The 23917-nt window shown below is 36.2% G+C and carries 23 protein-coding genes; 13 read left to right on the plus strand and 10 right to left on the minus strand.

Going from position 1 to position 23917, the window contains the following annotated elements; all coding sequences use genetic code 11:
* Positions 1-233: 233 nt before the first annotated feature.
* The 6 genes from ACN5J7_RS06405 to ACN5J7_RS06430 all read left to right on the plus strand — a co-directional run bounded on the left by ACN5J7_RS06405 (position 234) and on the right by ACN5J7_RS06430 (position 6321).
* On the plus strand, positions 234-2783 hold the full coding sequence (locus ACN5J7_RS06405; protein WP_311940495.1) for an ATP-dependent Clp protease ATP-binding subunit: 2550 nt from the start codon (positions 234-236) through the stop codon (positions 2781-2783).
* A gap of 82 nt (positions 2784-2865) precedes the next feature.
* Positions 2866-3237 (plus strand): hypothetical protein, encoded by a 372-nt coding sequence (locus ACN5J7_RS06410; RefSeq protein WP_311940493.1) that lies wholly within the window; start codon positions 2866-2868, stop codon positions 3235-3237.
* A gap of 122 nt (positions 3238-3359) precedes the next feature.
* Positions 3360-3923, plus strand: a complete 564-nt coding sequence (locus ACN5J7_RS06415) for an RNA polymerase sigma factor (RefSeq protein ID WP_311940491.1) — start codon at positions 3360-3362, stop codon at positions 3921-3923.
* Between the two features lie 11 nt (positions 3924-3934).
* On the plus strand, positions 3935-4501 hold the full coding sequence (locus ACN5J7_RS06420) for a hypothetical protein (RefSeq protein WP_418603259.1): 567 nt from the start codon (positions 3935-3937) through the stop codon (positions 4499-4501).
* Entirely contained in the window at positions 4479-5567 is a 1089-nt protein-coding gene (locus ACN5J7_RS06425) for a hypothetical protein (protein ID WP_418603260.1), read from the plus strand. The genes ACN5J7_RS06420 and ACN5J7_RS06425 overlap by 23 nt, the downstream gene beginning before the upstream one ends.
* A gap of 25 nt (positions 5568-5592) precedes the next feature.
* Positions 5593-6321 carry a head GIN domain-containing protein gene (locus tag ACN5J7_RS06430; RefSeq protein WP_418603261.1) on the plus strand — a complete coding sequence of 243 codons (729 nt, stop codon included), beginning with the start codon at positions 5593-5595 and terminating at the stop codon, positions 6319-6321.
* A 178-nt stretch (positions 6322-6499) separates the two neighbouring features.
* Here ACN5J7_RS06430 and ACN5J7_RS06435 read toward each other — a convergent pair whose 3' ends face one another.
* Positions 6500-7063, minus strand: coding sequence for a thioredoxin family protein (locus ACN5J7_RS06435; protein WP_311940484.1), 564 nt, complete (start codon positions 7061-7063; stop codon positions 6500-6502).
* A 149-nt stretch (positions 7064-7212) separates the two neighbouring features.
* Between ACN5J7_RS06435 and ACN5J7_RS06440 the strand changes: the two genes are divergently transcribed.
* From ACN5J7_RS06440 to ACN5J7_RS06450, 3 genes are read left to right on the plus strand one after another with little or no spacing between them, the layout of a single operon-like run.
* Positions 7213-7548, plus strand: a complete 336-nt coding sequence (locus ACN5J7_RS06440) for a tRNA-binding protein (protein ID WP_311940482.1) — start codon at positions 7213-7215, stop codon at positions 7546-7548.
* A 3-nt stretch (positions 7549-7551) separates the two neighbouring features.
* Positions 7552-8460 carry a bile acid:sodium symporter family protein gene (locus ACN5J7_RS06445; protein WP_418603262.1) on the plus strand — a complete coding sequence of 303 codons (909 nt, stop codon included), beginning with the start codon at positions 7552-7554 and terminating at the stop codon, positions 8458-8460.
* Between the two features lie 44 nt (positions 8461-8504).
* Positions 8505-9488 (plus strand): lysophospholipid acyltransferase family protein, encoded by a 984-nt coding sequence (locus ACN5J7_RS06450; protein WP_418603263.1) that lies wholly within the window; start codon positions 8505-8507, stop codon positions 9486-9488.
* On the opposite strand, the gene ACN5J7_RS06455 is transcribed toward ACN5J7_RS06450, so the two are convergent.
* Complete coding sequence (locus tag ACN5J7_RS06455; RefSeq protein ID WP_418603264.1) at positions 9483-11990, minus strand: M14 family metallopeptidase; 2508 nt, start codon at positions 11988-11990, stop codon at positions 9483-9485. The genes ACN5J7_RS06450 and ACN5J7_RS06455 overlap by 6 nt on opposite strands.
* Positions 11991-12152: 162 nt before the next feature.
* Between ACN5J7_RS06455 and ACN5J7_RS06460 the strand changes: the two genes are divergently transcribed.
* Both ACN5J7_RS06460 and ACN5J7_RS06465 read left to right on the plus strand, forming a co-directional pair.
* The gene (locus tag ACN5J7_RS06460) at positions 12153-13556 is read left to right on the plus strand and encodes a vWA domain-containing protein (RefSeq protein WP_418603265.1); all 1404 of its coding nucleotides are present in this window, start codon (positions 12153-12155) and stop codon (positions 13554-13556) included.
* Between the two features lie 2 nt (positions 13557-13558).
* Positions 13559-14542 (plus strand): hypothetical protein, encoded by a 984-nt coding sequence (locus tag ACN5J7_RS06465; protein ID WP_418603266.1) that lies wholly within the window; start codon positions 13559-13561, stop codon positions 14540-14542.
* 12 nt (positions 14543-14554) lie between these two features.
* On the opposite strand, the gene ACN5J7_RS06470 is transcribed toward ACN5J7_RS06465, so the two are convergent.
* The 4 genes from ACN5J7_RS06470 to ACN5J7_RS06485 form a co-directional block, all read right to left on the minus strand.
* Positions 14555-15109: a hypothetical protein gene (locus tag ACN5J7_RS06470; RefSeq protein ID WP_418603267.1), complete on the minus strand. Its 555-nt coding sequence runs from the start codon at positions 15107-15109 to the stop codon at positions 14555-14557.
* A gap of 1 nt (position 15110) precedes the next feature.
* Positions 15111-15434 (minus strand): hypothetical protein, encoded by a 324-nt coding sequence (locus tag ACN5J7_RS06475; RefSeq protein ID WP_311940470.1) that lies wholly within the window; start codon positions 15432-15434, stop codon positions 15111-15113.
* Positions 15435-15449: 15 nt separating this feature from the next.
* Positions 15450-16868, minus strand: a complete 1419-nt coding sequence (locus ACN5J7_RS06480) for a M20/M25/M40 family metallo-hydrolase (RefSeq protein ID WP_418603268.1) — start codon at positions 16866-16868, stop codon at positions 15450-15452.
* Positions 16869-17175: 307 nt separating this feature from the next.
* Positions 17176-18054, minus strand: coding sequence for a PPK2 family polyphosphate kinase (locus ACN5J7_RS06485; protein WP_418603269.1), 879 nt, complete (start codon positions 18052-18054; stop codon positions 17176-17178).
* Between the two features lie 137 nt (positions 18055-18191).
* Between ACN5J7_RS06485 and ACN5J7_RS06490 the strand changes: the two genes are divergently transcribed.
* Both ACN5J7_RS06490 and ACN5J7_RS06495 read left to right on the plus strand, forming a co-directional pair.
* Positions 18192-18704 (plus strand): flavodoxin family protein, encoded by a 513-nt coding sequence (locus tag ACN5J7_RS06490; protein ID WP_418603270.1) that lies wholly within the window; start codon positions 18192-18194, stop codon positions 18702-18704.
* A gap of 75 nt (positions 18705-18779) precedes the next feature.
* Positions 18780-19529, plus strand: a complete 750-nt coding sequence (locus ACN5J7_RS06495; protein WP_418603271.1) for a hypothetical protein — start codon at positions 18780-18782, stop codon at positions 19527-19529.
* 60 nt (positions 19530-19589) lie between these two features.
* Here ACN5J7_RS06495 and ACN5J7_RS06500 read toward each other — a convergent pair whose 3' ends face one another.
* From ACN5J7_RS06500 to ACN5J7_RS06515, 4 genes are read right to left on the minus strand one after another with little or no spacing between them, the layout of a single operon-like run.
* On the minus strand, positions 19590-20753 hold the full coding sequence (locus tag ACN5J7_RS06500) for a sigma-54-dependent transcriptional regulator (RefSeq protein ID WP_418603272.1): 1164 nt from the start codon (positions 20751-20753) through the stop codon (positions 19590-19592).
* Between the two features lie 2 nt (positions 20754-20755).
* Entirely contained in the window at positions 20756-21640 is an 885-nt protein-coding gene (locus tag ACN5J7_RS06505) for a DUF6268 family outer membrane beta-barrel protein (RefSeq protein ID WP_418603273.1), read from the minus strand.
* Between the two features lie 27 nt (positions 21641-21667).
* Positions 21668-22597: a mechanosensitive ion channel family protein gene (locus ACN5J7_RS06510; protein WP_418603274.1), complete on the minus strand. Its 930-nt coding sequence runs from the start codon at positions 22595-22597 to the stop codon at positions 21668-21670.
* Positions 22598-23905, minus strand: a complete 1308-nt coding sequence (locus ACN5J7_RS06515) for an ABC transporter permease (protein WP_418603275.1) — start codon at positions 23903-23905, stop codon at positions 22598-22600.
* Positions 23906-23917 lie beyond the last annotated feature (12 nt).

Below are 23917 nucleotides of genomic sequence, written 5' to 3' on the forward strand. Positions count from 1 at the left end.
TTTTATGAATTTTTCAAAACATGCTAATATATAACTTTCATTAGTCATAGTAAGACTTTCAATCATATTTTTTCATGTTTTTTATTAACAATTTCACATCCTTTTTTAGTTAATAAGTATGCGGGTAAAAATTTTGATTTTATAAAGATTTTTTCGTCAATTAGCAATTTAAGGAACAGTTTTTGCCTTTAATAAACTATTATTATTATTTTTAATGCAGAAAGGAACAAGTTATGGATGATAATTTTTCACCAAGAGTAAAAGATGTAATTGCATTTAGCAAAGAAGAAGCGCTAAGATTGGGGCACGATTTTATTGGCACCGAACACTTAATGCTTGGGCTATTGCGCGATGGCGACGGTAAAGCCATCAACATTTTAAATGCCTTAGAAATTGATTTGAATCACTTAAGGCGAAAAGTAGAAATTTTAAGTCCTGCAAACCCCAATATAACTGTAGCTTCAAACCAAAAAAAGAACCTACACCTTACAAGGCAAGCAGAACGAGCTTTAAAAACAACATTTTTAGAGGCTAAATTATTTCAAAGTACGTCAATAAATACCGCTCATTTACTTTTATGTATTTTAAGAAATGAGAACGACCCCACTACCAAGCTTTTAAATAAGCTGAAAGTCGATTACGACAATGTAAAAGAACAATTTAAACTTATGATTACGAACGATAACGATTATATAGAGCCAAAATCTGAATCTTTTCAAGATGACGATACCGGCGCGCAAGGCGATGCCGCAAAGGACAATATATTTAATGCGCCATCGGGTAAGGCAAACAAAAAATCCAAAACCCCTGTTTTAGATAATTTTGGGCGCGATTTAACCGCTATGGCCGATGAAGGAAAATTAGACCCGGTTGTTGGCCGCGAAAAAGAAATCCAGCGCGTGTCGCAGGTTTTAAGTAGACGAAAGAAAAACAATCCGCTTTTAATTGGCGAACCCGGAGTTGGTAAATCTGCCATTGCCGAAGGTTTGGCGCTGCGCATTGTAAAACGAAAAGTGTCGCGTATTTTGTTTAACAAACGCGTGGTAACCTTGGATTTGGCAAGTTTGGTTGCCGGTACTAAATACCGCGGACAGTTTGAAGAACGCATGAAAGCAGTAATGAACGAGCTTGAAAAAAACGACGATGTGATTTTGTTTATTGACGAAATCCACACCATTGTTGGTGCCGGTGGCGCCACAGGAAGTTTAGATGCTTCAAACATGTTTAAACCGGCGTTGGCACGCGGAGAAATACAATGTATTGGCGCCACAACACTTGATGAATACAGACAGTACATTGAAAAAGATGGTGCTTTAGAGCGTCGTTTCCAAAAAGTTATAGTAGAACCCACTACGGTTGCGGAAACCATTGAAATCCTCAATAACATTAAGGGCAAATACGAAGAGCATCATAACGTAGATTATACACAAGAGGCTATTGAAGCTTGTGTGAAATTAACCAATAGGTATATGACCGAACGCTTTTTACCAGACAAAGCCATTGACGCTTTAGACGAAGCTGGGTCGCGTGTTCACATTACAAATATTGATGTTCCGAAGCAAATTCTTGAACTGGAAAAACAGCTTGAAACGGTTAAGGAAACCAAGAATTCGGTTGTTAAAAAGCAAAAATATGAGGAAGCCGCCAAACTTCGAGATGATGAAAAACGCATTGAAAAAGAATTGGCTACAGCTCAAGAAAAATGGGAAGAAGAAACCAAACAACACCGCGAAATTGTTACCGAGGACAATGTAGCCGATGTGGTATCGATGATGACGGGCATTCCCGTAAACAGGATTGCACAAACCGAAATCAATAAACTTGCCGAATTGCCAAACCTTATTAAAGGAAAAGTTATTGGACAAGACGAAGCGGTTGCCAAGGTGGTTAAAGCTATACAGCGTAATCGTGCGGGGCTTAAAGACCCAAACAAACCAATTGGTTCATTTATATTTTTAGGGCAAACCGGTGTTGGTAAAACGCAGTTGGCCAAAGTGCTATCGCGCGAATTATTTGATAGCGAAGACTCTTTGGTAAGAATAGATATGAGCGAATACATGGAAAAATTTGCCATTTCAAGATTAATTGGTGCGCCTCCAGGATACGTAGGTTATGAAGAAGGCGGACAATTAACCGAGAAAGTAAGACGCAAGCCGTATGCCGTTATTCTTTTAGATGAAATTGAAAAAGCACATCCAGATGTGTTTAACATGCTATTGCAAGTACTTGACGATGGTTATTTAACCGATAGTTTAGGCCGAAAAATTGATTTTAGAAACACCATAATTATCATGACTTCTAATATTGGTGCCCGAAAACTTAAGGATTTCGGAACAGGTATTGGTTTTGGAACCGCGTCGCAAAAAGCGCAGGAAGATGCCAATGCAGTCAAGATTATTGAGAATGCACTAAAAAAATCGTTCGCACCGGAGTTTTTAAATAGAATTGATGACGTTGTTGTTTTCAATCCTTTGGAAAAAGAAGATATCAACAAAATTATTGATATCGAATTGGACAAACTGTTATTACGAATTGAAGATTTAGGGTATGTTTTAAAGCTTACCAAAAGCGCCAAGGATTATATAGCAGACAAAGGTTTCGATAAGCAATATGGCGCAAGGCCACTTAAACGAGCTATTCAAAAATACATTGAAGATGCGTTGGCCGAAGAAATCATTACTTCGCACGTTCAAGAAGGCGATAAGATTAAAATCGATTTGGATAAAAAATCGCAAGAACTTAAAATCACTATTGAAAAATCAGAAAAACCGACAGAGTCGTAGTGCTTCATTTTTCAACTTATTAAAAAAGCTCAAAATTAATCTTTTGAGCTTTTTTTTTGTGAAAATTGTCTATATTAGATTTATGAAAACAACATTAACCTTTTCAATTGCGACCATAGATGTCTATGATAATTATGTTGTTTCTGTAATTAATGAGGGGGTTACCGTAACCATGGAATCCAATAAAATTTTGGAAGATATCGCCGAAACTTATTTTCCAAATAAAAAATTTGTGTACATAACGCATCGTGTAAATTCGTACTCGGTGGATCCTGTTAATTACACCCGTACTTCTAAAATAGAAAACCTAGCAGGATTTGCAGTTGTTTCAAAAAACAACGTTGCATTGAGCAATGCTGAAATTGAAAAAACTTTCTTAAAAAAACCTTTCGCTGTATTTAGCAATTTAGATGACGCTATAGCTTGGGCGGAATCTATTGTTACATCCGAATAAGCTTTTTTCACATTCCACTCGCAAAATTAAATCCTACCTTATGTTACGATTTAATTTTTTTTTCCTCAAACTGTAACAAACCAAAACCTTCTTAATCTATACTATAACAATTTGTTTTTTTTTTGACGCCAACTAATTTAAATACTGAACAACTTGTAAAGCTATGTATAGCCAAAAACCAATCTGCGCAATTGGAAATTTACAACCGCTATTACAAGGCCATGTACAACACAGCCCTCCGAATTGTAAAAAACAATTTTGAGGCGGAAGATGTTATGCAAGACTCTTTTTTGTTGGCGTTTACAAAACTAGAGAGTCTAAAAGACGTAAAAATATTTGGCGCATGGTTAAAACGAATTGTAATAAACAACAGTATTTATCACTATAAAAAAAACTGTAAAAACAACGAGGTTCCTTTAGATGATGTTCTGTATAAGGTAGAAGACAACAACGCGGGTATCGATAGCCATTATGAGTTTACAAACCTTAAAGCGCAACATGTTTTAAGCACCATGAAAACCTTAAAGGATACATATAGAATTGCTTTAACCTTAAACCTGATTGAAGGTTACGATTACGAGGAAATAAGCGAGATTATGAATATCTCAAACGCCAACTGCCGAACAACCATATCGCGGGCCAAAGCAAGTTTAAGGCAAAAATTACAAGTGGTAATACACAATTAAAATAAAAAAAGATGAGTAACGATACTTTAGATAAACTATTTAAAAGACTGGAAAACGATTTTGATGTTGAAGCACCTTCAGCAGATCACGAGCAACGGTTTTTAGATAAATTGAATAAAAATGGCGCGCTACCACTGGTTAAAGCTGATAAACAAAGGCGTCGTTTATTAAAACCGTTAATTGGTGTAGCCGCCTCTTTAGCTTTATTGATTACGTTTTTTGTAGGGTTGAATACAAATGAAGTGGCTAACGATTTGGCAAGCGTATCGCCTAAAATGGCCGAAACCCAGAACTTTTTTGCCTCAACCATTGCCGAGGAATTAAGTAAAATTGAAAATGAATCTTCGCCAGAAACCAAAATTTTAATTGAAGATACCATGCGAAGAATGGAAGCTTTAGAGACTGAATACGAATCGTTAAAAGACGATTTAGCTGAAAGTGGCGACGATAACCGGGTTATATATGCCATGATTTCAAATTTTCAGAATAGGATAGATTTATTACAAAACACATTACAACAAATCAATACAATCAAACAATTTAAAAACTTAAGCCATGAAACTAACATTACCATTTAAAACACTAATAATGTTATTTATGTTGCCGTTTTTTGTTACTGCAGCAACAGATAAAGGGGGGAAATACACCAAGAAAAAAACCATTAATAAAGAGTATTCAGTCGCATCAAATGCCTTGTTAAGCGTTGATAACAGCTATGGAAACATTGATGTCGTAACTTGGAACGATAACAGAATCGTTTTCGAAATTACCATTACCACTACTGGAAACGACGAAGAAAAGGTTCAAGAAAAACTCAATGATATTACTGTAGATTTCGAAGCATCATCTAAAAGTGTGTCGGCAAAAACAAAATTCAATAAAAGCAAATCAAAATCGTGGTGGAATTGGAATGGCAAAAACAAAGTAAGCATGAAAATAAACTACATTGTTAAAATTCCTATTACCAATAGCGTGGCCTTAAATAATGACTACGGAAATATAAATGTTGATAAACTTGAAGGTCATGCCAAACTAAACTGCGATTACGGAAAAATAACCACCAAGGAATTGCTTGCCGATAATAATTCTATAAACTTTGATTACAGTAAAGGCTGCTATTTTGAATACATAAAAAGCGGAAAAATCAATGCGGATTACAGTGAGTTTACAGTCTCGAAAACCAATAGTATAGACATAAACGCCGACTATACAAATTCAAAAATTGAAACCGCCGAAGATGTCACATATAATTGTGATTACGGCAGCATGAAAATTGAAAAAGCGAATAACATAACAGGAAACGGCGACTATTTAACCACCATAATTGGCGATGTTTATAAAAATGTTTCGCTTAAGGCTGATTACGGAGCTATAAAAATAGGCAACATGACACAAAATGCTGGAAACATAAGCATTGACTCGGAGTACACGGGCATTAAAATAGGCTTTGCACCCAACTACCATTTCAAATTTGAAATTGATTTAGATTACGCATCTCTTAAAAGTAGCGATGGTTTGCAATTTTCAACAAAAAAAGAAAACGGAACAGGGAAATATTATAGCGGACACTACGGAAATGCCAATTCAGGCAATACCATTAAAATAGAATCCGATTACGGCAGTGTATCATTATCAAAAAACTAACAATCATTAATCAAAAAACGAACAGATGAAAACATTAATCAAAAAACAAACTTTATTGGTTTTTGCAAGCTTGCTTCTTGCTACAACATCTTACGCTCAATCGAAATCCATTGAAGGCAATGGCAACATGACCACGGTTACCAGAACTACAGATAGCTACGACGCCATTAAATGTGCCGGCCCCATGGATTTTATATTAGTAAGCGGAAACGAAGGAAACATTACCATTGAAGGCGAGGACAATTTGCTTGAGTACATTGTTACCGAAGTAAAAGACAATGTTTTAAAAGTAAAGGTAAAAAAAGGTAAAAACCTTAAATCAAGTAAAAACAAAACCATAAAAATCACGATTCCGTTTAAGGACATCAACAAAGTAGCGCTTGCGGGTTCCGGCGATTTATGGAATAAAGACGTGATAAACGCAACCAATTTAGTTGTTGCTTTAGCAGGTTCGGGCGATATAGTTTTAGATGTTAAAACCACATCTGTTGAAGGCTCCATAGCAGGTTCGGGCGATCTCACATTAAAAGGCAGCACTAATAATTTAAAAGCCAAAGTTGCCGGCTCTGGCGATTTTCACGGATTCGATTTACAAGCCAACAATACCGAGGTTTCTGTAGCAGGTTCAGGTGATGCCGAAGTGGTAAGCAATGACAATTTAAAAGCAAGAGTAGCAGGTTCTGGCGACATTGTTTACAAAGGAAACCCTAAAAAAGACACCAAGGTTTCCGGTTCTGGCAGTATTACCAATTAACCTTTATTCTATGTTTCCAAAGAACGAAGTAACGGTCTAAAGAGTTTTTTGAATTTAAGTTGTCAGGTTGAGCTTATCGAAAGCGAAATTGATTATCTAATAAGCTAAAATTATTCGACAAGCTTAACCTGAAATAGAATTAGATTTTTCAGACAGCCTCACCTTTTGTAAAGTCGCTTTAATCTGATGTTTTCCATTTAATATTACACCCAATACTTGGCTTTTGCAATTGGGTGTTTTCTTTGTTTGCCAATAGACAATCTAAGGCATGCCGCAAATCTTTTCCGGTAACTGGCAATCCGTTGGCAGGGCGCGAATCGTCTATTTGTCCCCTATAATCCAGTTTTAAATCGGCGTTAAAAACATAAATATCTGGTGTGCAAGCCGCATCGTAAGCTTTAGCGATATCTTGGGTTTCATCATATAAATAAGGAAATGGATACCCTTCTTTTTTAGCTTGAACGGTCATTTTTTCTGGAGAATCTTGCGGATAATTTACCACATCGTTACTGGAAATGCCAATAAAAGACACACCTTTTTCAGCGTAAGCGTTTGCTATAGCAACCAGTTCTGCGTTTACATGAATGACAAACGGACAGTGGTTGCAAATAAACATAATCACCGTTGCCTTGTTTCCCTTTAAATTTTGAAGCGTTAATTTTTTTCCGGAAACCGTGTCGAACAAGTTGAAATCTGGAGCCTGTGTTCCCAAAGGAACCATATTTGAAGGTGTACGTGCCATAATTTTCAGTTTATTCAAAGTTCGTCATTTTCTACTAAAAAACTTTAAAAGAGCGTGTGAAATTTGTTTCTAGTTCATTTAAATAAAATATAATTTAAAATTTCCAGGAACCATTTTAAAATTCATTTGGTAAATTGTATTTTTAAAAAATGAATAACACGATAACTTTTGAAGATTTTACGAAAGTAGATTTGCGAGTGGGCACCATTATAGAGGTAAACGATTTTCCCGAAGCGCGACAACCCGCTTACCAGCTCACTATCGATTTTGGGGATTTAGGCATTAAAAAATCTTCTGCACAAATAACCACCTTGTATACCAATGACGCCTTGTTAAATAAGCAAATTGTAGCTATTGTAAATTTTCCTAAAAAACAGATTGCCAAATTTATGAGCGAATGTTTGGTTTTAGGTGCTGTAAATGGTGAAGATGTTATTCTTTTAAACCCAGAAAACAGGGTAAAAAACGGAACGCCCGTTTCTTAGTGTATGCAGCAATTAGACAACGTTCAGATAAATTTTGACACCAACGCCCTTTGGGTTTTAAATGTTGCGCTCGCATTGGTTATGTTCGGGGTTGCATTGGGGATTTCGCTAAGCGATTTCAAGAATTTAATCAAACAACCCAAGCTGGTTTTGTTGGGCATTGTATCGCAATTTGTCTTGCTGCCTTTTGTAACTTTTTTGTTTATACTGCTTATAAAACCCCAACCAAGTATTGCCTTGGGAATGATGATGGTAGCAGCGTGCCCCGGCGGAAACGTTTCTAATTTCATGACGAGTTTGGCTAAAGGAAACACTGCGCTATCAGTTAGTTTAACGGCATTTGCTACGTTTTTGGCCATGGTTATGACGCCTTTTAATTTTCAACTTTACGGAAATTTATACCAACCCACAGCGGAAATTTTAAAAACCGTACAATTAGAACCTTTTGAGTTGGTAAAACTTGTTGTTCTTATTCTCGGTATGCCATTAATTTTAGGGATGTTGTTAAGATATAAAAATGAATTGTTAGCCGATAAACTTTCCAAAATCTTAAAGCCTTTATCCATTGTTATATTTATAGCCATAGTAATTTTGGCATTCTCAAAAAATCTAGAAGTTTTTAACAACTACATCCACCATGTTTTATTCATAGGAATCAGTCATAATATATTGGCCATTATGGTTGGGTTTATAGTGGCTCGCCTATTTAAATTGTCATTTAAAAATCAAAAAACACTAGCGATAGAAACAGGAATCCAAAATTCAGGTTTAGGGTTATTGCTCATTTTCACATTTTTTGACGGTATTGGCGGTATGGCTATTTTGGCAGCCTTTTGGGGCATTTGGCATATTGTTTCCGGCTTGTTATTGGCTTGGTTTTGGTCTCATAAAAAAAGAAGTTTAGCATATTGAAATTTATCTGGTTATATAGCGTTCGATTATATTTAAGTATTGGCATGTTTTTTTATTTCAGAAGAATAAAAATTTACCATGTTGAAAACATATCAAAAAACAAACCCATTTTATTGTTGAGCAATCATCAAAACGCCCTGTTGGATGCCTTATTAATTGCAACAAAAAGTGGTAGGTTTTCGTATTTTCTAACACGGGCCGCAGTTTTTAAAAAAACGTTGGTAAGCAAGCTTTTGATGAGTTTACAAATGCTTCCCGTTTATAGAGTTCGCGATGGCTGGAGCAACATAACGAATAATAATGCCATTTTTGAAACCTGCACCGAACTGCTAAACAAAAATGAAGCTATTGTTATTTTTCCTGAAGGTAGCCATAATTTAAAACGCGCTGTAAGGCCTTTAAGTAAAGGTTTTACAAGAATTGTTTTTGATACTTTAGAAAAATATCCTGATACGGATTTACAATTAATTCCCGTGGGTTTAAATTTTGAAAATGCTGAAAAATTCCCGGATAGCACATCCATATATTTTGGAAAACCATTATCCGCCAAAGATTTTATTTCAGAAAACAGAAACGAGGATGTGCTGAAATTAAAGGCCAGAATCCAATCTGAAATAGCACAGTTAACCACGCACATACCATCGGATAATTATGATGAAACTGCAGCGACATTAAACCGTTTGCAAGTTGATTATTTAAACCCGAAAGCAGTAAATTCCTGCATTGCAAATCATTTTGAAAACTGTGAAACGAATCGGAAACCAAAAATAAAAGGAATCCGATTGTTTTTTAAAGCATTACTGATTTTAAACCTCCTTATACCCTATTTAATATGGAAGTTCGTGGTACAACCTAAAATAGACGAGGTAGAATTTGTATCTACTTTTAGATTTGCCATCGCCATCACTTTAGTGCCTTTTTATCTTTTAATTGTGTGGTTGTTTTTAACTTTTTTATTCGGTATTAAAATCGCGTTAATCTATGTGATTTCAGTTTTGATAATTTCACTTTTAGCTGTAAAATTATAATTCCTTTCTAAAGAAAATAGCATTTAAAAACAGTTTGTTTGTGCCATACCAAAACGCTCTAAAATTAGTGTTATCCGTAAAGGCCACCACTTTACCTTTGCCTAATTTTTTAATTTGAACAGGAACGGTTTCTGCCAAAACATCTAAATTAGGTTTGGAAATGTAACCGCTTAAAAGCGGATTTTTTGTGTACTGTATAGGGTTGTTATAGCTTAAAGAATCTGCTTTTATAAAAACGGTGGTGTTTCTAAACAACGCTATTTTATCATTTTTATATCCAAAATTTATAGGATGCGACCGGTCTTGTTTTGCTTCAAAAATAGCACCGCCAATAACCTGTGCGCCATTAAAATCGCTTTTTTCGTCAAAGCTTATGTTTTTGGCCAGCACATTGGTTTTCTTAAATTCCAACTTAATAAATTCTTTTTCTTTAAGCCATTTTACGGTATTTCTAAAACCAATAAGGGTGCCTCCGTTTTCTACCCAAGCCTTAAGTTTTTTGGTGTTCGATACATTTAAAGACCTCATATTTGGGACAACGATAGTGTTGTAGAGATTTAAATCTGCACGGTTAATGGTTTTGGTGTCTAGTTTTGTTGCCGTAATATTAAAACGCGTATCAAATAAATGCCAAATTTCGCCAGCGTCGTAAGAGGTTATGCCATCGCCAACCAACAAAGCGATTTTTGGTTTTTCCAAAGTTTTAAATTTCCGGCTTCCTAAATCTATCCCATCTGTTAACCCTGTATGTACCCCATCAATTTGCACATGGTTCTCTTTGGCTAATTTGTTTAAAAGCGCGTACAAATCTTCGCCATTTAATTTTTGATTTTGAACAGGAATTAAAAGCGTTCCATAGTCATAATCCTTATTATTCATGCTAAAAGGCTTCAAGGCCACTTTGGTACGAACACCCTTTTTTAGAAGCTGATTCAACAGTTTTGGCGCATAATATTCGTGCCATTCCAACAAATAAGCGTAATTACTTCGCTTTGAAACCTTACCGTCTTTGGGCTGAAAATCGATTATTCGCTCACCCAAATTATTTGTTGAAACATTTTCGGCATAGTCCAAATTAAATGCCAAAGGCAAGGTCCATGCAGAAATATCGTAAAACAAACTATCTTGAAACGTGGTGCGTTTTTCAAACATGGCATTGATTAATCGAGTGTTTTTCTGGTTTTTAGGAATGATGTAACTATATCCTTTTTTAAAACGTTTTCCGTTTGCGGTAAAATCTTGTTTTATATCGTGGAATTTAATGTTATGCCGATTTAATATTTCTGCCAAATGATAGGTTTTTGCAGCATCTTTTTCATCACCAAAAACAATCGCCTTGGTTGACTGTTTTGAGGCTTCTTGTCTGGCATTTTTATAAAAATCGTGTTGGTAGCTTAAAATAGCTTCGCGCATATTTGTTGCGGCTTTCAATGTGGATAACGCGGTGGTGAGCTGATTCCTGATGGTAAACGGAAAAGTTAAAACACCGTTTTCGCTTTCCTGCATATGCCCTCTAGAGCTGGCTTGCTCGAATAAAATTCCAATACCGCCGTTTATATCCGGAAATGTAGAGCCTTTGCCGTAATAAAAATCATCATAGCTTTCTTCCGAATAGTATAAAGAGCCTATTTTGTTTAATGCTTCCGCATGGAAATTCCCGACTTTTTTTGTCAGTTCCTGATTCAATTTAGGTGTTAAAGGATGTGTTCTTGAAGGAATACCTGGTTGAAAGAAAAACGTGGTGTTGGTTCCCATTTCATGGTGATCGGTTAGAATATTTGGCAACCATTTATGAAAAGATTCTATTCTTGCACGAGATTCCGGCAATTGCACGGGCAACCAATCGCGGTTCATATCAAACCAATAATGATTCGTCCTTCCACCGGGCCAAACCTCACTATATTCCCTATCGTTTGGATCTGGGTTTAAATTGATGTTTTTATTGGTATTTGCCCAATAGGCAAAACGCTGTAAACCATCAGGATTTAAACATGGGTCTAACAAAACAACCGTATTATCCAACAATTCGTTTATGTAATCATCTTCTGCAGCAGCTAAATGATATGCTAGCAGCAAACTCGAATTGGAACCACTGGGTTCATTTCCATGAATGGAAAACCCTTGATAAACCACAATGGGCATATCGGCTGTATTTACGCCGTCATTATTGGTTGCATCGATATGCTTTTTACGAATAGCATCGATATTTTGATGGTTTTTAGGCGAAGTGATTGTTAGCAATAAAAGCGACCGGTTTTCAAAGGTTTTGCCTCTATCTTCTAAAGTAATTCTATCCGATGCCTCAGCAAGGGCGTACATATATTGCACGAGTTTGTCGTGTGTTACGTGCCATTCGCCAACTTGATGTCCAATAATGCTTTCTGGCGTTGGGATATTTTTGTTATAACTTATGTCTTGTGATAGATAATACGATAAGTCCGTCTGGTTTTGCGATATCGCAATAAAAGATGTAAAAAAACAAATTATAATAAGTTTATTCATTGTCGGTTAGGTTAGTTTATAAATATAAAAAAAACCACTACAAATAACGATAACGATTTTGGTAAATTTTAGGACGACAAGACACACCATTAACCACCTGTTTTTTAAGCATATAGCCCAAACTTACTTAAATTTTTATTATTTTTAATAAAATCATTAATTATGAAGCTATTAATCCCTCTCTTTTGTGCTTTAGGTTTAATCTTTCAAACTTCGGCACAAGAACAAAAAGCACCATCTCCAATCTTATTTATCTACGATGCCAGTGGCTCCATGTGGGGTCAACTTGATGGCAAAACAAAAAAGGAAATTGCTTCGGAGGTATTGGCAACAGCCGTAAACAATCTACCGGATAACCAAAATATTGGGTTAATGGCTTACGGACATCGCAAAAAAGGCGATTGCAGCGACATTGAGTTTTTGGTCGATTTAAAAAACGCATCCAAAAGTCAAATTACAAATGCGGTAAGCGGTATGAACGCTTTAGGAAAAACGCCTTTGGCACGTTCGGCTGCAGTGGCCATAAATTCATTAAAAAACAGTAACACCAAAGCGACCATTATTTTAATTACCGATGGCATTGAATCTTGCGATGGTGATATTTGCGATGTGGTTTCAAAGGCAAAAACCGAAGGTATCGACTTTAAACTTCATATTGTAGGCTTCGGACTTAAAGAAAGTGAAACCGAACAATTGAGGTGTGCTACCGATGCTGGTGGTGGAACGTATTACGATGCTTCAAACGCCAGTGGTTTAAGTGAAGGGCTTACCGAAGCCACATCGCAAACCATTGATGATCCGAAAGGCAATTTTTCCATTTTTGCCACAAAAAACGGCGAACCTGTTGATGCTTGGGTTAAAATAGTAAAAGCGGGTACAAATAAAGAAGTTGATGGCACACGAACCTATCGCGATACGGGTTGGGTGTATCTGCCTCCTGGAAAATATAAAATGATTGTCAACCCTTTAGAAAACACCAAAATTAAAGGAACTACTATAAATATTGAAAGTATTAAAGACAAAATCGGACATAAAACGGTAAGTTTTGATGGCGGAAAAATCAATCTTTTAACACTTAATAATAATGAAGGTTGGGATGCCACAAGTAAAGTAAAAACTCAAGATGGAGAAGTTGTTGGTGGCAGTAGAACTTATGGAAGAACGCAAACCATTGAAGTAAACCCTGGTACTTACGATATTGAAGTTATGGGTTTACGTATGAAAGGTTTAGAAACCAAATACACAATTGAAGATGTTATAGTTGAAGCTGGTAAAACCATTGAAGTTTCGCATAATTTTAAAACAGGCATTGCTATGATTGGTGTAAAAAGTGGAGAAACACTAGTAGATGCCGTGGTAAGCATTAAGGAAAAAATATCTGGTAAAAATGTAGCAGGCAGTAGAACCTACACATCAAATAGCAGCAACCCCAGAGAATTTATATTAAACCCTGGAATTTACGAAGTAAAAGTTAGTGCTGTAAAAAAAGAATACGCTGGCAAAAAAGAAACCTTTACCATTGAAGTTAAACAAGGAGAAACCGCTACCAAAATAATTCATTTTTAATTATGGCACATCAACTGTTTAAACCCTTTAGTTTTTTAATGTATTTTTTAGCACTTATTGCCTTTTTCTTTTTAGGGCTGATTTACGCAGGAATCACCGAAGCCGGAAAAGGGCAAATGTTAGCAGGCGGCGCTATTGTTTTTGGCTACGGTGTTATTGGCGCTTTTATTGGCTTGTGTTTAGCACTTGTTTTAGCCTATAATTTAAAAAGGCATTTTATTATAAAAATCAATGTTTTGTTGGCTTTAATTATTGCCGCTTCGTTTGCATATTTTACTATTAAATATCAAAAACGCCAAAAAGAAAAAGAACAACAAAAAATGGAGCAGAAAAAAACAAAAAGACCGACCGCTCCGGTTGAAAATAAAAAAGCAAAAACCATAGCGATGGTTGCTAAAAACAATTCAGCTATTAAACCCAAAAGCCATATGGGTTTGGGCATGTTTACCCCAAATTTCCACGAGAACAAAACCCTCTATTTTTACGGTAATTTAACCCAAGGAAAATCGGTTCAAGAGCATACGCCAATAGACAGTATCACCTTTAAACAATTGGAATACGGTGGTTTTGATATTGCTACCGCACCGCCTTGGTTAGTGCCCGATCATTTAAAATTAGATTACGATATGCTGTATTTTAAGGTACAATCCATATCCCATGATTTTACTGAAGTCACCGTTAACACCACTAACAACAAAACCGGTTTTGTTGACCGCTATGCTGGGAAATTAATGTATTGGCCCGAGTTTCTTTTGGGCGTTAATAGCGTGGAGTTTCCCAATCCCGAAATTCATAATATTTTTACAAGACCCTTTGAGGAAGCGGGCACCATAAACACGCCGTACAGTTTTATGCGGCCACTAAAAATTAAGGACGAATGGATGTACGTGGCGTTGCTGGATTACAATTTTAATATGAAAGGCCATGGTTGGATTCGATGGAAAAAAGATGGCAAAATGCTGATTATTTATTCATTGCTAAGTTGAAAAACACTGTAATTACTCTCTTAGCTTCCCACTGAAAACACTCACTTTTGAATTGAACGGATTTCCCGAGGCACGCCGAAGCATCACCACTTGTCCGCAATGCCAAAGCGCATCCGCGATAGGCCCGTTAATAAGATTCCAAAACGGAAATCTTTCGTTATCAAATTTAGAAATATCTTCGGTTGCTTTTAAAATTTCCGAAGCCTCTTTAATGTTTAACAGGGTTTGTTTTCGTTTTTGTTCAAAGGTAAATTCCTTTTGGTTTTCACCTCTTTTTTCTTCGGATAAAGCATTCAGTATAAAATTAGTTAATCCCCATAAATGGTCGATGGTTTCTGCACTCGTTCGTCCGCTTTCACTGGGTTTATAATTCAGGTCTTCTTGTCGTAAGCCTTCGGTTGCCCAATAATATCTAAAGCCCAAACCATCAACCATTCTAGCGGCTACGGTTCCTGCGGTATAGGTTTCCGGATATTCCGGAATTTCGTAGTACGGTAATTTTTCTTCAGATTGTGCCATAACAACTGTTGTTAATACTAAGGCTAGTATTAGGGTGAATTTCTTCATTTTATTTAGGATTTAAAGTCATGACATAATCGTAACTTTCGTTTAAATAATTTGCGACGTTGTCTAAATCTTCAAGCATGTGGTCTGGAATTAACACATAACCTTTCATGACCGCACCGTAAGATTTATATGTTGAGGAACTGAATGCTTTTATGTATTCTTCTTGTACCTCTTTTGAAAATCGAATGCCTATTTCACCGGCCTTATTCAGCAATGAAAACATATACCCATTTGCCGAAGTATAAATCATCGATTTTCCTTTTCGCTCAAATCTCGGGCATTTATTAACGAGTTCGTCGTAAATTTTCAGTTTTTCTTCCCACATATAAAAAAGTTTAAATCAATCCTTTATTTGATCGTCATTCGAAATAGGATTCACCCCATATTTATCATACAAATACACCAATGCGGTCATGGTTGCCGCACCCAATTCCAGTTCTCTTTTATTTACGTGTTCGAAGGTATCGTTGGCGGCATGATGGTGATCGAAATACCGTTGGGAATCCGGACGTAAACCTGCCAATACATTGGTGTTGCTTTTTAACGGGCCAACATCGGCACCGCTTCCGCCCCTTTCAAAATAATGGATAAAATACGGTTTAAATAAAGGCTTCCAACTTAATATTTGATTGAAACTGGCATCGTTACAATCGAAACTAAAACCTCTCGGTGTAAATCCGCCCGCATCACTTTCCAATGCAAATATGTGGTTTTCACCTTTCTGTTTGGCAACCTCGGTGTATTTATTGCCGCCCCGCAATCCGTTTTCCTCATTCATAAACAATACGACTCTAATACTGCGTTTTGGCTTAATTCCAGACTCCATTAATAGCCTTAAAACGTCCATAGACTGTACCACTCCGGCACCATCGTCGTGCGAGCCATCACCTAAATCCCATGAATCTAAATGGCCGCCAACTATAATGTATTCATTAGGGAATTCGCTTCCGGTAATTTCGCCAATCACGTTATGCGACAACACATCGTCCAACTGTTTGCAATTTTGCTTAAAATAGAACTTTAGCGATTTGTCCAGCTTTAACATCGAGCTCAACAATTCGGCATCATTAGTACTTATAGCCGCAGACGGAATGCGTTTATTAACAGGCAGGTTGCCATAAGTCATGCTGCCCGTATGTGGTAAATCGTCCAATCGTAAATTCATGGAGCGCACAATAACACCCACAGCACCGTATTTGGCAGCTTCAACGGCACCCATATAGCGTTGGTTTACGCAACCTCCGTAGGCCTCGAAAGTACTAATGACATCGGGTTGCATCGGCCGATTGTAAAACACGATTTTACCTTCAATATGTTCTTTTCCCAGAACCTCTAGCTCATCAAAGTTTTTAACTTCAACAATATTTGCTTTAAGCCCCATTGCTGGAGTTGCTATGGAGCCGCCCAATGCACAAATGTTTACGTTCGTGGTTTTTTTGGTGCCAAAACCACTGGGAGCCGTTTCGATATAGGCAAATTCTTTGGCGCCACGCACCCATTTTGGAACCATAACGGGTTGCAACCACACTTTATCCAATCCTAATTTTTCAAGTTCTGCCTTGGTGTACGCCACCGCTTTTTCGGCATTTAAAGAACCTGACAACCGCCCTCCTATTTGGTTTGACAAATGATTTAACCAATCGTAACTTTTACCGTTTGTTAGGGATTGGGTATAAATTTCTCTTATAACCTGTTCGTCGGTTTGAGAAAAACTAATTATGGAACTTGATAATGTTATTAATAAAAAGATTCGTTTCATATGAATTGCTATTAAGTGGATTCCTGCTTTATTGAAACAAGTACAGCACAAGTCGCAGAAATGACAAACTTAAATTATTTTAAAGTTTAAATATACTATTTATTGAAAGTTGAGTGTTAACTCGAAACATAAATTTGTGTTAATTACCTGCGGCAAGTGCGTTAACGATTGATGCGGCATCCTTTTTAAAAATTAATAGCACTAAAACAGCTTAAAACTAAAATTAGACAGATTGCACCATTTGTTCCACCTTCGCAATGACGTTTTAAAAAGATATAGCGGAAAGCGTGTTAAAACGCCAAAAAAACTACTCGTTGTTTAGTAAATTTATGTATTCCGCTAGGTTTGATTTTACCTTATCATCTAGCTCTGGCTCTTTAATATCGGTGTATTGGCTCAGGGTGTCGTACATGATTTTGGCGACAATGTAGCGGGCTGTGGGCTTGTCGTTTGCAGGAATATTGTACCAAGGCGCATGTGGTTTTGAGGTGCGGTTAATGGCATCTTCGTAACAGTTTTGGTATTTGTCCCAAAGGGCACGCTCCTTTAAATCGTCTGGTGAAAATTTCCAATGTTTTTCCTTTTTATTCAAACGGCGAAGCAACCTGTTTTTTTGTTCGTCTTTTGAAAGGTTTAAATAAAACTTAAATATAATGGTGCCATTTTCGGCAATATGCTTTTCAAAATTATTGATTTGCTCGAACCGTTTGTCCCAAAAAGCCTCATCAATATCATCAACAGAATTTACCGAAGGAATCCTTTCATTTAATATATAATTGGGGTGCACGCGTGTTACCAGCACGTTTTCGTAATGTGTTCGGTTAAAAATAGCAAATTTTCCACGCTCTGGCAATGCGATGTAATGGCGCCATAAATAGTCGTGCCCCAACTCTAAGTCGGTGGGTACTTTAAAACTATGCGACACGACACCCCGTGCATTGAAATTTTTAAAAACCTCGCGAATTAAACTGTCTTTCCCTGAAGTATCCATGCCTTGTATACACACCAAAACCGCATACTTATCGTGGGCGTACATGGTGTTTTGCAGCTTCCCGAGTTTTTTACTTACAAATTGCAAGGCATCTTTTATCTCGTCTTTTGAAGCGTTTAAAGCATAACTGGAAGGTTGTTCGCTTAATTTAATTTTAGAGGTGATTTTAAAATCGTTGGTATCAATTTTTTTCAAAATGTATCGTATTTGTTATGGTTTTTAAATATATAAAAATGATATCAATTTTATCTCTATTGACATTATTTGTTTCTATAACGAATTCGTTTTTAAATCTTAAGAATTGCGTTACTTCGTTTTACTGAAATTAAAAAATGAATAAAACCGTAATTATACAAGGAAGCGCAAGACCAAAGGGCGATACTGAACGCATTGTAAATTATTTAGCTTTAAAATACCATTTTGATGTTATTGATTTGCACGCTAAAAACATAGGGCATTATGATTATGACTATAAAAATGCAGATGATGATTTTATCGCTTTAATTACAAATATTATAGCGAATTACGACACCATAATTTTTGCAACACCCGTTTATTGGTACACGATGAGCGGGCATATGAAAGTGTTTTTCGATAGGATTTCCGATTTAATACGCATACACAAACCCCTTGGCAGACAGTTGCGAGGCAAAAACATGGCCATGATAAGTACCAGCAACAGCAACGATTTAATTGAAGGTTTTAATGGCCCTTTCGTGGCATCAGCCAATTATTTAGGCATGAATTATTTAGGCGATTTACACACTTGGGTTGAAGATGGCAACATTCCAAATGAAGTAAAAAGCAATATAAATGGCTTTGTTGAAAATAAGTTAGCGGTATAATTTCGACGAACTACACGGCAAACCGCTTTGTTTTTAATATATTCGTCGCACCTACTTAATATTAACCCCAAATTTATGAAATACTTTTACTTCCTTTTAGTTTTGGTAACGACTTTAAACCTTAACGCACAAACCACTGACTGCGACGAGGCGAACTCCTATCTTGTAAATGCCTATTCGCACGTAAAAGACGCTTACGAATCAAACAATATAAGCCATTTAAAATATTACGCGAACCGTTCGTTGGAAGCTTTTAAGCTATCAAAAAAGACCTTAAAAGATTGCGGTTGCGAAACCGCATTAAAACTAAGCAACAAAAGCATAGATTTATTAGCTAAAGTCGAGAATTCCGAAACGTATGAAGATGGTCGTTTTTTTGTAAAACGCGCCAGGGATTTAAGTAAAGAAAGTGTTATTGAAATTGATAAATGCGCCTATTCCAATACTCCAACTGTTGTTGAAGCGGATGAAAGCTCGGAGCTTTCCGATTTACAAAATGAGCAATTGGCATTAAAAAAGCAACAGGAAGCTTTAAAACTTAAAGCAGCCGAAATAAAAAACAAATTAGCGCAGCAAGAAGAAAAAGCGTTACTGCTTGAAAAAGAGCAATTAATTGTATCTTATAAAACAGCTATAGCATCAAACATTAAATCTTATAACGAAGCTTTAGCGGTTTGCGATTGCAATCATGTTGCATTAAAAGAAGTTGATGCACCAATTGATATATCTACAAAAAATATTGAAGCCATAAAAAGCCATTATATAAACAATCTTAAAACTTTGGCTTCAAATTATTTATCGCAGCTTAATTTATGCGAAAAATAGATCGATTTAATAAACCTGTCAGGTTTAAAAATACTTGACAGGTTTTATTTATAAATTGTTCTATTTGCTCGCAAACATCTTTACATCACTTTCACTAACTTCAGTTCCGCCTAAAATAATTAAGCGTTCAACTACGTTACGAAGTTCTCGAATATTACCAGTCCAGTCGTAATCTTGTAACAACCTAACGGCTTTATCTGAAAACGCTTTTTTAACGGTGCCTTGTTCGCCGGCAATCTTATCAGAAAAATAATCGATAAGCAAAGGAATATCGTCGCGCCTATCATTTAAGGCTGGGACTTGTATTAAAATAACCGCCAATCGGTGGTACAAATCTTCACGGAATTTACCTTCTTCAATTTCCTTTTTTAAATCTTTATTGGTTGCCGCTACTACGCGCACATTCACTTTTATGTCTTTATCGCTACCAACTCGTTGGATGCGGCTTTCTTGCAAGGCTCGCAATACTTTTGCTTGCGCCGACAAACTCATATCCCCTATTTCATCTAAAAAAATAGTACCACCATTGGCCGCTTCAAATTTTCCAGCGCGGTCTTTATTGGCACTGGTAAAGGCGCCTTTTACGTGACCAAACAATTCGCTTTCAATAAGTTCGCTTGGTATGGCTGCACAATTTACCTCAATCATGGGGCCTTTTGAGCGCTCACTTTTTTGATGCAACCAATGTGCAACGAGCTCTTTTCCGGTTCCGTTTGGTCCTGTAATAAGCACACGGGCATCGGTTGGGGCTACTTTTTCAATAATAGCTTTTATGTTGGAAATGGGTTTGCTCTCGCCTATCATTTGGAAATTCTTGCCCACTTTCTTTTTAAGCAGTTTGTTTTCAACCACAAGCTCTTTTCTGTCCAATGCATTTCTAACTGTATTTAACAATCGGTTTAAATCCGGTGGTTTCGATATGTAATCGAAAGCTCCTAAACGCATCGTGTTTACTGCGGTATCTAAATCGCCGTGGCCAGAAATCATAACCATTGGGGTTTCCGGTTTTATTTTTTTAACGGCTTCCAATACTTCAACACCATCCATTTTTGGCATTTTTATATCGCATAACACCAAGTCGAAATCGTCGTTTTTTATTTTTTCAATGCCACTTAATCCGTCCTCAGCCTCTTCAACTTGATAGGTATCGCTTTCTTCGGAAAGAATTTTAACCAAAACCCTTCTGATGGCTGCTTCGTCTTCTATTATTAATATTTTAGACATAATTATATTTTAAATTTTAATCCTGTTCTTAAATAAAACGTGTTTACGTCGCTCAATTTATAAACTTCTTTTCTATTTTCATTTCGTAATACATTATTTAATCTGAATGTATAGCCGGTGTACACATAAGCGACAAAATGTTTAGTAAAGCAATATTCGTACCCAAATCCGCCAATTGCGACAGATAGTGAAATATGATCTACATTTTTACCGTTTACAATAGATGGCTCCTGCAAATGGGCCATATATCCGTCCAAACCTACAAAGGCCTGTAAATTATTTTTTTCGTTAAAGGTATATTTTAAATTGGATTTGGGCACGCCAGCATTAAAACTCCATTTTTCGCTAATTTCCCTGTAATAGCTTACAAAAGGTAAAGGGAACGGTATCCCGGTTGTGGCGTTATAGGTTAGTCCTAAAATTAATCGATATGGGCGTTTTAAACTTTCGTCCTTTGTTCTATCATTTATAAAATATAGCCCACCATTCATAAAATAGTCATCGGATACCAGACTTTTGGTTAAGGTTGAAGCTATTCTGGGGTTAAATTTTGCCCCAACACGCCATGATTCGTTCCATTTAAAAGTATAGCCAATATTCAAATCTATAATATGAATCACATTTAAACCCGCGGTATCAAAAGGGTAATTATCTTCAAGATTTAGAATAACGCGATTATACTCTGCGCCCAATATTAAATAGGATTTGTTTTTGGTTTCAATGGGATAATTCACAAGTACCCGTAATCTGGTGTACTGGTCCTCTGATTTGTTTTTGGGAATAAAAGAGTATTCCAATCGTGCCAAATCTGTGAGTTGGGCATTTAAAAATGGACATGCAAAAATTAGAAACAACACATATACATTTCTCAATTTTTGCTTAATCATGTTTAATATTTGTGTTTTTAAATTAGTCTATTCTTTCTTTTGAATAATATGTATATCGCGCTGCGGAAAAGGAATGCTGATATTGTTTTCCCTGAATAATCTGTCTATTTCAAATCGAATATCACTTTTAGGATACTGTGCCTTAAAGCTATCGTTAATAGTAAAAACTAGCTTGAAATTTAATGAGCTATCTCCAAAATCAGTGAACAAAACGGTTGGTTCTGGTTCGCTTATTACATCTGGATGTGTACTGGCGGCTTGAATCAATAATTTTTTTACCAGCTGTACATCGCTACCGTAGGCCACACCAATACTAACCGATTCTCTGGTTGATATATCATTTTGTGTCCAATTATAAAGACTGTTTGTCAAGTAAAGGTGGTTTGGAATAATAAGCACTTTATTATCAATGGTTACAGCACGTGTTGTACGTAGTTTAATTTCCTCAACGCGCCCAACCTTCCCTTCAAGTTCTATGATATCTCCAACGTGAACGGACTGGTCTACGAGTATGAAAATGCCCGAAATAATATCTTGAAATAAGGTTTGTAATGCTAAACCAACACCTATTAACAATGCCGCAGAAGCCGCAAAAATTGCCGTAACCTTAATACCTATTGAGTCGAAAATTATTAAAACTACTATAAGATAAATTACCCATCTTGCAAAAGAAAAAACAGTGGTAAATTTTGCTTTATCTTCCTTGGGCATGTTTTTGGTAACCAAGTTTTTTATCCATCGTAATATATACGTGGTTGCCACAATCACTATAATTACGAGCAAAATATACTTCACTCTCAGTACCACATCGTATGCATTTTCCCCGGTGCCATACGTGAAATTTATAATTCTAAATTCAAGAAACTCTACGAATTTCTCCCACACCGTGCTTTCGGTAATGGCATCACCTAACGATTCTACCTCGTCTTCTATTTTATCTTTTACGTTATCTTGCATTTAATACCTAATCCATTTTATTAATTCTTTATAACTTGGTTTTTTGCCATACATTAAAATCCCAACCCTATAAATTTTTGCCGCAAACCAAACGGTAAACATAAAGGTAGCAATTAACAGCAATAAAGATACCAACTGCTGCCATAAAGGCACGCCAAAAGGAATACGCATTAACATAACCACGGGGGAGGTAAATGGTATAAACGAAAACACCGTTGAAACCGTTCCGTGAGGGTCTTCAATAACCGTAAAAACACCAATATAAACCGCCAATATTAATGGCATTAAAATAGGCAACATAAACTGTTGGGTATCGGTTTCGTTATCTACGGCAGCTCCAATAGCGGCGTATAGCGAACTGTACAATAAATAGCCGCTAATAAAAAACAAGATGAACGCCACAATTAAATTTATAATTGGCAAATTATAAAATGCCGTTAAAACATCTTGAACTTTCATATTTACTTCCGGGTTTTCCATGGCTTGCTGCATCATGTCTTGTTGTGGCGATTGTACCATATCTATTCCAAAAATAGCAGATACGATAGCCATTAAAACACCGCCCAAAATCAACCAAATTACAAACTGCGTGATACCTGCCAACGATGTGCCAATAATTTTACCAAGCATGAGTTGCACTGGTTTTACAGATGAAATGATAACCTCAATAATTCGGCTGGTTTTCTCTTCAATAACGCTACGCATAATCATATTGCCATAAATGATGATAAACATGAATAATAAGTAGCCCGCAAGCCCACCAAAAATGAGTTTAACTACACTGTCTATTTTAGATGTTTTTTCGCCTTCAAAACTTTCTTGCGCCAAATTCACGTTTATTTTTGAGTCCTTAATCATTTCAATATCTACCCCTTTTTGCTGAAGTTTTAAATTGGTCAGTTTTTTTTCGATTTTCGATTCTAAACCAGAAATTAACGACAACGATGGCGATTCTTCCGAATAAAATTTAATATGCTCTGAAAGCACATCAAAATCATCAAACTTTTCAATATGCAACAAACCGTAATTAGAGGTTTCCTTAACGATGGTTTTAGCATCGGTTAAAGACATGTTTTCTAAAATATGATAGGTCGTGTTTTCTGTGTTTTTAAATACATCTTTCAGCATTTCAGATTCATCTAAAACAGAAATAACACGGGTTTTGTTATTGTTTAACTGCGACAAATAGGCAACAACCGAGATAAGCGCTATCATAATAATAGGACTTAAAATGGTCATTATTATAAATGATTTATTTTTAACTTTCGTTAAATATTCGCGCTTTATTATAAGTGGTAAATGATTCATTAAATAAATAAT

Source organism: Hwangdonia sp., from assembly GCF_048381975.1.
GTDB lineage: Bacteria > Bacteroidota > Bacteroidia > Flavobacteriales > Flavobacteriaceae > Hwangdonia > Hwangdonia seohaensis.

What these genes read in the sequence shown, in the direction of transcription:
- ACN5J7_RS06475 (WP_311940470.1), bottom strand. Translation starts at nt 15,434, where the DNA reads ATGTGGGAAGAAAAACTGAAAATTTACGACGAACTCGTTAATAAATGC.
- ACN5J7_RS06455 (WP_418603264.1), bottom strand. Translation starts at nt 11,990, where the DNA reads ATGAATAAACTTATTATAATTTGTTTTTTTACATCTTTTATTGCGATA.
- ACN5J7_RS06495 (WP_418603271.1), top strand. Translation starts at nt 18,780, where the DNA reads ATGAAATACTTTTACTTCCTTTTAGTTTTGGTAACGACTTTAAACCTT.
- ACN5J7_RS06430 (WP_418603261.1), top strand. Translation starts at nt 5,593, where the DNA reads ATGAAAACATTAATCAAAAAACAAACTTTATTGGTTTTTGCAAGCTTG.
- ACN5J7_RS06490 (WP_418603270.1), top strand. Translation starts at nt 18,192, where the DNA reads ATGAATAAAACCGTAATTATACAAGGAAGCGCAAGACCAAAGGGCGAT.
- ACN5J7_RS06450 (WP_418603263.1), top strand. Translation starts at nt 8,505, where the DNA reads ATGTTTTTTTATTTCAGAAGAATAAAAATTTACCATGTTGAAAACATA.
- ACN5J7_RS06510 (WP_418603274.1), bottom strand. Translation starts at nt 22,597, where the DNA reads ATGCAAGATAACGTAAAAGATAAAATAGAAGACGAGGTAGAATCGTTA.
- ACN5J7_RS06440 (WP_311940482.1), top strand. Translation starts at nt 7,213, where the DNA reads ATGAATAACACGATAACTTTTGAAGATTTTACGAAAGTAGATTTGCGA.
- ACN5J7_RS06470 (WP_418603267.1), bottom strand. Translation starts at nt 15,109, where the DNA reads ATGAAGAAATTCACCCTAATACTAGCCTTAGTATTAACAACAGTTGTT.
- ACN5J7_RS06480 (WP_418603268.1), bottom strand. Translation starts at nt 16,868, where the DNA reads ATGAAACGAATCTTTTTATTAATAACATTATCAAGTTCCATAATTAGT.
- ACN5J7_RS06505 (WP_418603273.1), bottom strand. Translation starts at nt 21,640, where the DNA reads ATGATTAAGCAAAAATTGAGAAATGTATATGTGTTGTTTCTAATTTTT.
- ACN5J7_RS06500 (WP_418603272.1), bottom strand. Translation starts at nt 20,753, where the DNA reads ATGTCTAAAATATTAATAATAGAAGACGAAGCAGCCATCAGAAGGGTT.
- ACN5J7_RS06425 (WP_418603260.1), top strand. Translation starts at nt 4,479, where the DNA reads ATGAAACTAACATTACCATTTAAAACACTAATAATGTTATTTATGTTG.
- ACN5J7_RS06465 (WP_418603266.1), top strand. Translation starts at nt 13,559, where the DNA reads ATGGCACATCAACTGTTTAAACCCTTTAGTTTTTTAATGTATTTTTTA.
- ACN5J7_RS06405 (WP_311940495.1), top strand. Translation starts at nt 234, where the DNA reads ATGGATGATAATTTTTCACCAAGAGTAAAAGATGTAATTGCATTTAGC.
- ACN5J7_RS06515 (WP_418603275.1), bottom strand. Translation starts at nt 23,905, where the DNA reads ATGAATCATTTACCACTTATAATAAAGCGCGAATATTTAACGAAAGTT.
- ACN5J7_RS06410 (WP_311940493.1), top strand. Translation starts at nt 2,866, where the DNA reads ATGAAAACAACATTAACCTTTTCAATTGCGACCATAGATGTCTATGAT.
- ACN5J7_RS06435 (WP_311940484.1), bottom strand. Translation starts at nt 7,063, where the DNA reads ATGGCACGTACACCTTCAAATATGGTTCCTTTGGGAACACAGGCTCCA.
- ACN5J7_RS06445 (WP_418603262.1), top strand. Translation starts at nt 7,552, where the DNA reads ATGCAGCAATTAGACAACGTTCAGATAAATTTTGACACCAACGCCCTT.
- ACN5J7_RS06460 (WP_418603265.1), top strand. Translation starts at nt 12,153, where the DNA reads ATGAAGCTATTAATCCCTCTCTTTTGTGCTTTAGGTTTAATCTTTCAA.
- ACN5J7_RS06420 (WP_418603259.1), top strand. Translation starts at nt 3,935, where the DNA reads ATGAGTAACGATACTTTAGATAAACTATTTAAAAGACTGGAAAACGAT.